We start from the raw sequence: 11,613 nt of genomic DNA on the forward strand, positions 1-11,613 counted from the left end.
ACGGCCCTCACGCTGCGGCGACAAGCTCGGTGATCTTGTCGATCACCTGGTCGGGGCTGATGCCCTGCGATACGGCCTCGTAGCTCAGGATCAGCCGGTGCCGCAGGCAGTCGTGGATGACGGCCCGTATGTTGTCGGGCGTGACGAAGTCCTGCCCGTCGAGCCATGCGCGCGCCCGCGCGCAGCGGTCGATGGCAAGGCTGCCGCGCGGGCTGGCGCCGATCTGGATCCATTTGCTCAACGGCTCGCCGTAGCGGCCGGGAAACCGCGTCGCATAGATCAGGTCGACGATATATTTCTGTGCGAGGTCGGAGACGAAAATGCCGTCGAGCTCGCCGCGCGCATCGAGGATCGCCTGCTGCGGCACCGGCGGCGGCTCGGCGGCTCCGGCTTCCGGCTTGCGCGCATTCTCGGCGCGATTGAGCTTGATGATCTCGCCTTCCGTCGCCTCGTCGGGATAGGTGATCACGACATGCATCAGGAAACGGTCGAGCTGCGCCTCGGGAAGCGGATAGGTGCCCTCCTGCTCGATAGGATTCTCGGTCGCGAGCACCATGAACAGGTCAGGCATCTTGTAGGTCTTGCCGGCAACGGTGACCTGACGTTCCTCCATCGCTTCCAGCAGCGCCGACTGCACCTTGGCCGGCGCGCGGTTGATCTCGTCCGCCAGCACGAGGTTGGCGAAGATCGGCCCCTTCTGGAATTGAAACTGGCCGCCCTTCTCGGTCTGCAGGTAGATTTCCGCGCCGGTCACGTCCGACGGCAGCAGGTCCGGCGTGAACTGCACGCGCGACAGGTCCGCGGCAAGATTCTTCGCCAGCGTCTTGACCGCACGCGTCTTGGCAAGCCCCGGCAGGCTTTCGATCAGGAGGTTGCCGTTGGCCAGCAGCCCGATCAGCATGCTCTCGACCAGATGATCCTGCCCGAGCACCGATTTGCCGATGCGCGCCTTGAGATCGAGCACGGCGTCGCGCGCCGCCGAGCTCTTTGCGCCTTCCTGCTCCGTCGCGGCTTTCAACTGACTCGATCGAAGATCCGACATGTGGACTGAACCTGAAAAAGGATCCGGCCGCCGGCGAGCGGCGGCCGGATCCGCGCATTGCTCGCGCTATTTTGCACCCGGTTGCTTGTCCAGCGTCTTCATCAGGGCATCGACCATCTGGTCGATGCTGAAGCTCGCCGACCGCTGGCTCGGCGGGAATTCCTTGAAGGTCTGCAGGAACGGAGCGACCCGCCATACGCCGTATTGAATGAGATAGGCGTTCTTGGCCAACCAGTCGTAGTACTGGTCGGAGACCACATCGGCGCGTTCGAAGGGATCCATGCGCAGGTTGAACACTTTCGGCGCGCGCAGGCAGGTGAACGGATTCGCCCAGACGATGAATCCGCCGGGCTCACGCTGCTCGCAGAACACGATCTTCCAGTCGTTGTAGCGGTACGCGACGACCTGGCCGTCGTCGTTGAAGTAGTAGAAGTCGTTGCGTGCGGACTTCGGCTGTTGGCCGGTCAGATACGGCAACTGGTTGTAGCCGTCGAGATGCACCTTGAACGACTTGCCGCCGAGATCAGCGCCCTTGAGCAGCTTGTCCTTGACGTCGGTGTCGCCTGCGGCGGCCAGCAGCGTCGGGAACCAGTCGAGCCCCGACATCATTTCATTGGAAACTTCACCGGCCTTGATGTGACCGGGCCAGCGGACCATCGCCGGCACGCGAAATGCACCTTCCCAGTTGGTGTCCTTCTCACTGCGGAAGGGAGTTGTCGCGGCGTCCGGCCAGGACCACTGGTTGGGGCCGTTGTCGGTCGTGTAGACGACAATGGTGTTGTTGGCGATCCCGAGATCGTCCAGTGCCTTCAGGAGCTTTCCGACGTCGCCGTCATGCTCGATCATGCCGTCGGCATATTCGTTGCCCGGCATGCCGCTCTGCCCCTGCATGGACTGGCGGACATGGGTGAACGCATGCATGCGCGTGGTGTTCATCCAGGTGAAGAACGGCCTGTTCGCTTTCGCCTGACGTTGCATGAAATCGATCGCTGCAGCCGTGGTCTCGTCGTCGACGGTCTCCATCCGCTTCCGGTTCAGCGGGCCCGTATCTTCGATCTTTCCGTCGGCAGACGCCTTCAACACGCCGCGCGGTGTGTTGCTCTTCGTGAACGCTGTGTCGTTCTTCGGATAATACGGCCGCTCCGGCTCTTCCTCGGCGTTGAGGTGATAGAGGTTGCCGAAGAACTCGTCGAAGCCGTGCTTGGTCGGCAGATATTCATCGCGGTCGCCGAGATGGTTCTTGCCGAACTGACCGGTCGCGTAGCCGAGCGGCTTCAGCGCCTGTGCGATGGTGACGTCGCGATCCTGCAGGCCGACGGTCGCGCCGGGGATGCCGACCTTGCAGAGGCCGGTGCGCAGGCAAGCCTGCCCGGTGATGAAGGTGGATCGCCCGGCGGTGCAGCTGTTCTCGGCGTAATAGTCCGTGAACATCATCCCTTCATTGGCGATGCGATCGATGTTCGGCGTCTTGTAGCCCACCACGCCGCGCGTATAGGCGCTGATGTTGGACTGGCCGATGTCGTCGCCGAAGATCACGAGGATGTTCGGCTTCGCCGGGCCCGGCTGCTGCGCGAGCGCGGGCGACCTGCCCAATGGCGACAGGCTTGTCGCGACCAACGCCGCCGCGAACAAGGTGCGAAGTAACGTACCACGGCCATTACCATTGAGTTTGGCCGCCCCATTGTTCTTCAATTCGGCTTCATCACTCATTCGTCGCTCCCTACTCTTTATGCTGGCTGAGACGTTCGTGGCCGCACCACGCAGCGGAAGCCGACGTGACTGGTGGACGTGTCGACCGGTTCGGCATGCCGCGCGGCGGGGCGATAGCGGCGGCAATAGTTCGGGGCACAGAGATGCGAGCCGCCCTTCAGCACCTTCCGCGGTATCTTGATCGCGGGCTGGGCGGGGTCGTAGCTTGCCTCCTCGCGGCCGCCGCGCGGATTCTGCGGGATGCAGCAGGGCTTCGCGGCGTCGGCCTCATGACGGGTGGACCACCAGTCGGCGGTCCACTCCCAGACATTGCCGATCATGTCGTGGACGCCATAGCCATTGGGCGGAAACGCGGTCACCGGCGAGGTCCGGTCGAAGCCGTCCTCGCAGAGGTTCTGAATAGGGAAGTTGCCCTGCCATGTGTTGGCCATGTGCTTGCCGCCGGGCGTCAAGGCATTGCCCCAGGCGAACTCCTCGGCCTCGAGCCCGCCGCGCGCCGCGAACTCCCACTCGGCTTCCGTCGGAAGGTCCTTGCCGGCCCATTTGGCGTAGGCGAGCGCATCGGCATAGGCGACGTGGACGACCGGATGGCTGCCGAGCACGTTGATGTTGCTGCGCGGGCCGTAGGGTCGGCGCCAGTTCGCGCCCTTCATCAAGGTCCACCATTGGCTCCAGTCGCGCAGGGTGGTGACCCGGCGCGGCGGCTGAAACACCAGCGAGCCGGCGTAGAGCATATGCGGCAGCGCACCCGGATATTGCGCAGGATCCGGCGGTCGCTCGGCGACCGTGATGTGCCCGGTCTCCCGCACGAATTCGCGGAATTGAGCGTTGGTCACCGGGGTGCGGTCGATCCAGAAGCCGTCGACCGACGCGCGATGCGCCGGCGCCTCCTCGGGATAGTGATGGTCGGAGCCCATGCGGAACGTGCCGCCGGGAATCCAGACCATGTCGTCGGCCTGGACGCGGTCGTCACGCTCTGATTCAGCGGAGGCGATCTCTACCCGGGACATGGCGATGCACCTCTTTGCGCATTACCGTGAGCAGTAGTCCCAGAAGCCCTGTGTTCGCGACGGGTCGGTGTAGTACCAGCACATGCCCGCTGCCGGCGGCGGTCCAGCCCAGGCGGCTGCGCTCGCCGCGCTGACGAAACCGATCGCCGCGCCGGCCGCGACCGCGCCCCCGATCGGCCAACCGTACCAGCCAGGCCGCGCCCAACCTCCCGGCCGCGGTCCGGGCCCGACCCAGCGCGTGCCACCGCCGTGCCAGCCGGGCCGAACTCCCGGGCGCACCACCGTCCGGCTACGATAAGCAACCGCACCGCCGCGCGGTCCGACCGCAACGCCGCCCCGGCGTGCGACAGCGCGCACCTGCACAACGTTACCGCTGCCTTCCTGCTGTTTGATGATCGGCAATAAGGCGGAAGAGCCGATGCTGACCGCCGACGCTGGGCCGGCTTGCGCAATGATCGCGGCTGCTCCAACGAGCGCCAGACGGAAAATCCTGTTGAAGATCGGAGCCTTATGATCTCGGTGGCCGAACATCGTGCATGATTGCGTCGTGCCTGAGTGCATTGTCGCGCCCTTCCATTTTTCTGTGCTGCACGTTTCGGCAGCGTTGATCCGTCAGGCCTTCTTCCCTTTCTCCTCCGTTGCTAATCCATGTGCACATTTGGGTGCACAGGGTTTCTCCATCGTGACTCGTTCCACTGGACGTTGTCACGAGCGAATTCTGCTGTCAGTTCAAACGATAGCGGAACGCACTATACAAGTGATGTGCACTTTGTGCCAAACTCAACCCCGAGGCGTGCAGGCTTAACGAAAGATGCTCCAATTCGATCAATCCGATGTGGTCGGCGTTGTTGCTTTCTCGAAAAAACAAGCGAAAATCCGCACGTATGCAAATCCACACCACGATCTCGCCATGCGAATCGAACCGATCTAGGCACATTGTCACGGCCGCACTTTTTGTACCGACTTCAAGCATTTGGTTTTAGTAGGTTAATCGCGCTGCAGTTGTGAACGTGGATATGGGCCAGCACCTGACGGTTAGCACCGGCGAGCTTGACGGCTTCGAGGGTCTCCACGATGCCGTCAAAGGCTCGCATGTCGAAGTCATGCAGCTTGAGCGCGGCAAGCTGCGCGGCACATTGTCTCACGTCGGGATCGGTGACTTTTCGCTCAGCATCGGCGCGTTCAATGTCGGGGTCCGCACCCAGCGCATCTCCACCGATCCCAAGCTGATCATCGGAATGCTGCTGAACGCGACCGACCGCGTCACGCATTGGGCGTTCGACATGCAGCCGGCCGATGTGCTGGTGATTCCTCCATCGGTCGAGCATGACGGGGTCTTTCACAGCGCCTCGTCCTACGCGGCCATCCGCTTCGACCTGGCTGAGCTGCCCGACATATTCGGCGGCGAGCCGCGGCTCGCCGACGCCGAAACCTGGCAAGCGAAGAACCACTTTCGCGCCGACCCCACGATCGGCATGGGCGCCGCGGACAAACTACCGCAGATCGTCGCGCATCTCGCGCGCTATCCGGACGCCTTGTCGGACACGTCGGCCAGCTTCTGGAAGCGCGCGATCATCGACTGCGTGACCGCGACGGTCGTCACATCGCTGCCACCCGACGGAACGAGCTATCTGCCGTCGGCGATGCGACTGGTGCGCCACGTCGAGGACTATCTGCACGCCGCGGGCACGCGCCCGGTCCATGTCTCGGAAATCTGCACCGAGCTTCGGCTGTCGCGACGCAGCCTGCACCGCGCCTTCCACGAGGTGTTCGGGGTCGGCCCGGTGACGTTCCTGCGCTACAAGCGCCTCTGCATGATCCGTTCGATCCTGCGCGAAAGCACCCCGGACCAGACCACCGTCTCCAAGGTTGCGATCGAACAGGGCTTCATCGAGCTCGGGCGCTTCTCGCAATATTACCGCGCGATGTTCGGGGAATACCCGTCGCAAACGCTCGGCTACGCTGGCTAGCAAATCAGCCGTTGCGCCCGCACAAGCTCATTTCGATCGCCCCGGATCGCCATTGCCCGACAGCAGCTGCGCGGCGCCGCCGATACCGCGGCGGAAGGCTTCATCGAAGGTGACGCCGCGGAACTGCCATTTGTAATCCTTGCCGTGCCAGGCCATCCGCCATTGCGTGGCCCAGCCGAGGTCATTGTCGTCCCAGACCAGCCGTCCGAGCAGAGTGGCCTCGCCGCCCTGCAGCGCGACGATCGAGCTCACCTTCGCCGGCGCCGTCTTCGACAGTTCGGCGGCGGTGAGGTTGGCACTCGTCAACGCCGCTGCATCGGGCAGCACGAAGCGCATGCCGCGCTTTCCGGCCGCAGCCGCCAGCGCGTCGCGTTGCAAGTCGGACTGCGTCCCGTCTGACGTGACGATATAGTCCTTCGGACCGTGTTGCATCTCGGCGAAGACGCCGAGCACCGGCCGCTGCGACCGCCACGGCTTGAGACCGAGGCTGGCGAGAATGCCGTCGATCTTCTTCTCGTCGAAACCCACCGTCAGGTCGTACGGCCGGTCGCGGGTGCCCTGCTCGTCATGATGCGGCTTGCCGGCATATTGATCGTGATAGTCGAAACTGCTGACGAACTCCTTGGCCTTCGATTTGTAGGCGGCAAGCCGGCGGTCGCCTGCCAGCATGGGCTGACCGGATACCTTGATCAGGACGTCCTCCAGACATGCACCGAAGCCAATGATGCGGTTCGCTTCGCCCTGGCCGGTGACGACGGTCTGTGCGCGGTAGAGGCTTTCGTCTGCTGCGGCCATCGCACTACCGCAAGCGATCCATGCAGCGGCGAGCAGCACGCGAACCGCGCCGCGTGCGAGCGTGGCGATCAGATCGCGCTTCGTCTCAAGCAAGGCAGCCATGGTCACCTCCGCTCGGTCACTTCATTAGCGGCACAGATTGGCGGTATTTTCGGGCAGCGCCAACGCGTTCGGACATGGGCGCCATTCCATTGGCCCCGCTGCGCGCTATGGCCACGCGCGGCAGGCCTGACATATGCTCGGAGCATGCACGGCGGCGCCGCGAGCGCTGCCCAACACAAGAGCACCGAGCAGGAGACGTTCCGTGAAATGCTATGAGTTGCAAGGCCCCGGCGGCGTCGACGCGCTGGCGCTGGTCCACAAGCCGGTTCCGCAAGCCGGCCCCGGTGACGTCCTGGTGCGGCTGAAGGCAGCGACGCTGAACTATCGCGACCTGCTCACGGTCAAGGGCGGCTACGGCTCGCGTCAGAAATTTCCGCTGGTGCCGGTCTCCGACGGCGCCGGCGTGGTCGAGGCGGTCGGCGCCGGAGTCAGGAGCTTTGCACCCGGCGATCGCGTGATCGGCAGCTTTTTCGAAAGCTGGCTCGGGGGCGAGCCGAGCGAGGCGCGGATGCGCGCGGCGCTCGGCGGCAGCGTCGACGGCGTGCTGACCGAGTACCGGGTCTTCCCCGCGCATGCGCTGGTGCGCACGCCGGATCATCTCAGCGACATCGAGGCCGCGGCACTGCCATGTGCCGGTCTCACGGCGTGGAGCGCAGTGGTCAAGCTCGGCGACCTCAAGCCGGGGCAGACGGTGCTGACCCAGGGCACCGGCGGCGTCTCGCTGTTCGCGCTGCAATTCGCCAAGATGTGCGGCGCCCGCGTCATCGCGACCTCCTCCAGCGACGCCAAGATCGCGCGGCTGAAGCAGCTCGGCGCCGATGTCACGCTCAACTACAAGACCACGCCCGATTGGGGCAAGAAGGCGCGCGAGCTGACCGGGCGCGGCGTCGATCTCGTCGTCGAGGTCGGCGGCGTCGGCACGCTGAACGAATCGATCCGCGCCACCAGGATCGGCGGCACCATCGCCTTCATCGGCGTGCTCGCAGGTCCCGCCTCGTCCGATACGCGGCTGCCGCTGATGGTGATGCAGCAGCAGCGGCTGCAAGGCGTCACCGTCGGCTCGATCGAGGATTTGCAGGCACTGTGCGACGGCATCAGCCTGCACGGCGTCAAGCCCGTCATCGACAAGGTGTTCGCGTTCGACCAGGCCAAGGCCGCGTTCGCCCACATGGCGAGCGGCGCGCATTTCGGCAAGGTCGCGATTGCGATCGGGTAAAGCATGATGATGTGAAGTCGAAACAGTCCAGCGGCACGCTCGCTGCACCTCTCCCGCTTGCGGGGTTCGAGACGAGCGAAGCTCGCTCTTAGGTCGCATCGCATCTGATGCGATGCGGATGGGGGCTCTCTCCACGATGCGACTCGCGGAGAGAGCCCCCACCCTAACCCTCCCCCGCAAGCGGGAGAGGGGACGCAAGCCGATGCCGTGATGGCCCGACTCAATCGCGTCTGCTGTAACGTGCCGTGGACCAAAGCCTAGTGCCCAGTGAACTGCGCCTTGCGCTTCTCGACGAAGGCCTGGCGGCCTTCCTTCGCGTCGGCGCTCTCGCGGATCACCTGCTGCAGCTCGATCTCGCGGCGGAACTGATCGGCGTAGCTGGCGTGCTCGCTCTCCTCGAGCAGCTGCCGGGTCGCGACCAGCGCGCGCGTCGGTCCGTCCGCAAGGCGACCGGCAAGCGCCTTCGCCTCGTCGAGCAGCCTTGCATCATCGACCACGTCGCGCACCAACCCCCACTCCTTGGCCCGCTCGGCCGGCAGCGGCTCGTTCAGCAGCATCAGGTCGAGCGCGCGCTGGCGGCCGATCAGGCGCGGCAACAGCCAGGTCGAGCCGAGGTCGGGCACCAGGCCGATCCGGCTGAACACCTGGATGAAGCTCGCCGAGCGCGCGGCCAGGATGATGTCACCGGACATCGCGAGGCTGAACCCGCCGCCGGCCGCGACGCCGTTGACCGCGACCACGACAGGGACGCGGCATTCGCGCAAGGCCTGCATCGCCGGCCAATAATGCCTCATCACGCCGGTATAAATATTGTCGCCGAGCGACTGGAACGCCTTGAGGTTCTGCCCGGAGCAGAAGCCGCGCCCCTCCCCGGTCAGGACCAGCGCGCGAATGCCGGGATCGAGGCTCATCTCGCTGACGGCGCGCGCGAGATCGCCGAGCAGTTCCGGCGTCATGGCGTTCAGGCTCGCGGGATCGTTGAGCGTCAGGATGCCGACCTTGCCGTCCCGTTCACACTTCACACCAGTCATTTTCCGCTCCCTGAAATTGGTTCTTGTTTGCACTGACAGTGCCATGCTTGGCATGCTACGCCAACGTGTCCCACCCGCAACAAGAACAGCGAAAGCAACGCCATGTCCGACCAGTTCTCCAACTCGCAAGTGATCCGCAAGCCGGCCGTCAGCGCCAAGGGCGGCATCGTCGCCGCACAGTCGCGCCGGGCGGCCGAGGTCGGCGCGGAGGTATTGGCCGCGGGCGGCGATTGCGTCGACGCCGTGATCGCCACCACCTTCGCCCTTGGCGTCGTGGAGCCATGGATGAGCGGCGCCGGCGGCGGCGGCGCGATGGTGCTGTATCGCGCGAAGGAGAACCGCGTCGAGGTGATCGACTACGGCATGCGCGCGCCCGACGGCCTGCGTATCGAGGATTATCCGCTGACCGGCGGCGCAGCCTCCGACCTGTTCCCCTGGGCGCGGGTCAAGGACGACCGCAACCTGCACGGCCCCGGCTCGATCGCGGTGCCCGGCGTCGTTGCCGGCATGGAGGAGGCGCATCGCCGCCACGCCAGGATGGAGTGGAAGGACCTGCTGGCGCCGAGCGTCAAGCTCGCCGGCGAGGGCCTTTTGGTCGATTGGTGGACCACCGCGATGATCGCAAGCTCCGCCGCCGATCTGCGGCGCTATCCCGCCAGCGCCGCGGCGTATCTGCAGGACGGCCTGCCGCCGAACGCGCAATGGGGCATCAGGTCGGTGGTCCGCATGCCACAGGACAAGCTGAAGGCCACGATGGCGCAGCTCGCCGCAGCCGGTCCGCGCGATTTCTACGAGGGCGATCTGGCGCGCAGCATCGCCGACGACATCCAGGCCGCCGGCGGCGCGCTGTCGGTGCGCGACCTCGCCGCCTTCCGCGCCCACCTGCGCGAGCCGCTGAAAATTCCCTATCGCGGCGGCACGGTCTATGCGACGCCGGAGCTGACCGCGGGTCCGACCATGGCGCGCACGCTCGGCCTGCTGCAAAAGGCGCTCGTGCCCGCGCAGGGCGGGCCGGATGCGGCGGCCTACGCTGCCTATGCCGAGGCGCTGCAAGCCGCCTATCGCGAACGGCTGAAGGACATGGGCGACGTCGACGGCCGCCGCGCGCTCGGCGCCGAAGCGATCGCGCCAAGCTGCACCACGCATTTCTCCGCGGTCGACCGCGACGGCAACATGGCCGCGGTGACGCAGACGCTGCTGTCGACCTTCGGCTCCAAATTCGTGACGCCGAACACCGGGCTGACCATGAACAACGGCATCATGTGGTTCGATCCGACGCAAGGCAATCCGAACTCGCTCGCGCCCGGCAAGCGCTGCCTGACCAACTACACGCCTGTGGTGGCGCAGGCCGCCGACGGCCGCACGCTTGCCGCGGGCGCATCGGGCGGCCGCCGCATCCTGCCGGCGGTGTCGCAACTGCTCTCCTTCGTAATGGATTTCGGCATGGATCTCGACGCCGCGATCCACCAGCCGCGGATCGACGCCAGCGAGGGCGCCGTGGTGATCGGCGACAAGCGCCTGCCCGCGAGCGTGCGCGAGGCGCTGCGCGGCCGCTTCGATTTCGAGGAGGCCCGTATCCAGACCCTGCCGATGAAGTTCGCCTGCCCGAGCGTCGTGCTGCGCGACGGCACCACCAACAGCGGCGTCACCGAGCCGTTCCAGCCCTGGGGCGATGCGGTCGCGGAGGGGTGACGGCAAGTCGCGCGGTTCATCGCGGTCGTCGTCCCTGCTTTCGCAGGGACGACACCGAGTTTATTGCATGAGCCAGACGGGCTGATACATTTGGACCGACAACAATTGCGGTGACCGGCTTGAGTGAAGCAAGCGCAGAAATGCCGCCCGGCGCGCAACTTCTTGGACGCGAGTGGCTGGGCTTCGACGGTGAAACCGCCACAGTCCGTTTCGAGGCGCAACCCTTGTTCACCAACCGCCATGGAACGATCCAGGGCGGTTTCCTTGCCGCGATGCTGGATTCAGCGACGGGCCTCGGCGCGCTCGCAGCGCTGCCCGCAACGCGGACCGTCGTGACGAAGACCCTCACCACGCGGTTTCTCAAACCGGCGCGCATCGGCCCGATCACGGCCAAGGCGAAGGTCATCTCGCAGACCGACCGCGACATGATCGTGGAAGCCGATCTGATCGACGCCAACGATGTGACGGTCGCCAGCGCCACGGCCGAGTTGCGGATTCTGGACAAGCGATAGTCCGCAGCCCTATCAGCAATCCCTGCATCGCGCCAGCAGGGTGACTTCGTTCATTCCGTAGCCGTCGATCGTCTCGACCGTGCAGCCAAGCTCGCGTTCGCAATACTGGATCCACGGCTCGGGCCTCGTGCAGTAGAGTTGCTGCACCGGCACCGCATTGGCGGCTGCCGTGGGGTCCGCCTCCCCGGTGACGAAGTTGACGCTGAAGCCGCGCACGCTGGCGCGGCGCAGGTCGGCCAGCATCTCGGCGACGAATGCCTCCCAGGATCGGCGGCAGCCGCCGACATCGACATTCATGATGCCGCTCGCGACCGAATAGGTCGCGCGGCGCAGGCTGCCCTTGCCGACCTTGAAGCGGCGCCCCGGCGCCGAGAAACGGCGGCGCGCGCGGCTGATCATGGCGAGCGACAGATCGATCCCGAGATAGTCGATCTCCGCTTGCGGATGGCGCCTTGCGAGATAGGCGCACAGCGCGCCGTATCCGCAGCCGATGTCGTTCAGGCTGAACGGTGCGGAGAAGTCGCAGAGCTTCA

The 11,613-nt window shown here is 65.5% G+C and carries 11 protein-coding genes; 4 read left to right on the plus strand and 7 right to left on the minus strand.

Going from position 1 to position 11,613, the window contains the following annotated elements; translation table 11 throughout:
* Window positions 1-7: 7 nt before the first annotated feature.
* From IF803_RS30940 to IF803_RS30955, 4 genes are all read right to left on the minus strand, one after another.
* On the minus strand, window positions 8-1,018 hold the full coding sequence (locus IF803_RS30940) for an AAA family ATPase (protein ID WP_461194673.1): 1,011 nt from the start codon (window positions 1,016-1,018) through the stop codon (window positions 8-10).
* Window positions 1,019-1,108: 90 nt separating this feature from the next.
* Window positions 1,109-2,752, minus strand: coding sequence for an arylsulfatase (locus tag IF803_RS30945; protein ID WP_461194674.1), 1,644 nt, complete (start codon window positions 2,750-2,752; stop codon window positions 1,109-1,111).
* 17 nt (window positions 2,753-2,769) lie between these two features.
* Window positions 2,770-3,762, minus strand: a complete 993-nt coding sequence (locus tag IF803_RS30950; protein WP_461194675.1) for a formylglycine-generating enzyme family protein — start codon at window positions 3,760-3,762, stop codon at window positions 2,770-2,772.
* 21 nt (window positions 3,763-3,783) lie between these two features.
* Window positions 3,784-4,119 (minus strand): hypothetical protein, encoded by a 336-nt coding sequence (locus tag IF803_RS30955; protein WP_461194676.1) that lies wholly within the window; start codon window positions 4,117-4,119, stop codon window positions 3,784-3,786.
* A 659-nt stretch (window positions 4,120-4,778) separates the two neighbouring features.
* On the opposite strand from IF803_RS30955, the gene IF803_RS30960 reads away from it, so the two are divergent.
* A complete protein-coding gene (locus IF803_RS30960; RefSeq protein WP_461194677.1) occupies window positions 4,779-5,732 on the plus strand; it encodes an AraC family transcriptional regulator in 954 nt (317 codons plus the stop codon).
* Window positions 5,733-5,759: 27 nt separating this feature from the next.
* Here IF803_RS30960 and IF803_RS30965 read toward each other — a convergent pair whose 3' ends face one another.
* On the minus strand, window positions 5,760-6,629 hold the full coding sequence (locus IF803_RS30965) for a DUF2066 domain-containing protein (protein ID WP_461194678.1): 870 nt from the start codon (window positions 6,627-6,629) through the stop codon (window positions 5,760-5,762).
* Window positions 6,630-6,831: 202 nt separating this feature from the next.
* Between IF803_RS30965 and IF803_RS30970 the strand changes: the two genes are divergently transcribed.
* The gene (locus IF803_RS30970; protein ID WP_461194679.1) at window positions 6,832-7,845 is read left to right on the plus strand and encodes a zinc-dependent alcohol dehydrogenase family protein; all 1,014 of its coding nucleotides are present in this window, start codon (window positions 6,832-6,834) and stop codon (window positions 7,843-7,845) included.
* A 257-nt stretch (window positions 7,846-8,102) separates the two neighbouring features.
* Here the strand turns inward: IF803_RS30970 and IF803_RS30975 are convergent, their stop codons facing one another.
* Window positions 8,103-8,876 (minus strand): enoyl-CoA hydratase-related protein, encoded by a 774-nt coding sequence (locus tag IF803_RS30975; protein WP_461194680.1) that lies wholly within the window; start codon window positions 8,874-8,876, stop codon window positions 8,103-8,105.
* A 102-nt stretch (window positions 8,877-8,978) separates the two neighbouring features.
* Here IF803_RS30975 and IF803_RS30980 point away from each other — a divergent pair, with 102 nt between their 5' ends.
* Complete coding sequence (locus tag IF803_RS30980; protein ID WP_461194681.1) at window positions 8,979-10,568, plus strand: gamma-glutamyltransferase; 1,590 nt, start codon at window positions 8,979-8,981, stop codon at window positions 10,566-10,568.
* A gap of 110 nt (window positions 10,569-10,678) precedes the next feature.
* Window positions 10,679-11,080: a PaaI family thioesterase gene (locus tag IF803_RS30985; protein ID WP_461194683.1), complete on the plus strand. Its 402-nt coding sequence runs from the start codon at window positions 10,679-10,681 to the stop codon at window positions 11,078-11,080.
* Between the two features lie 12 nt (window positions 11,081-11,092).
* On the opposite strand, the gene IF803_RS30990 is transcribed toward IF803_RS30985, so the two are convergent.
* Window positions 11,093-11,613 (minus strand): class I SAM-dependent methyltransferase (locus tag IF803_RS30990; RefSeq protein WP_461194684.1); only part of this gene is annotated, 521 nt, incomplete at its 5' end.

This window comes from Bradyrhizobium sp. UFLA06-06 (genome assembly GCF_054820065.1).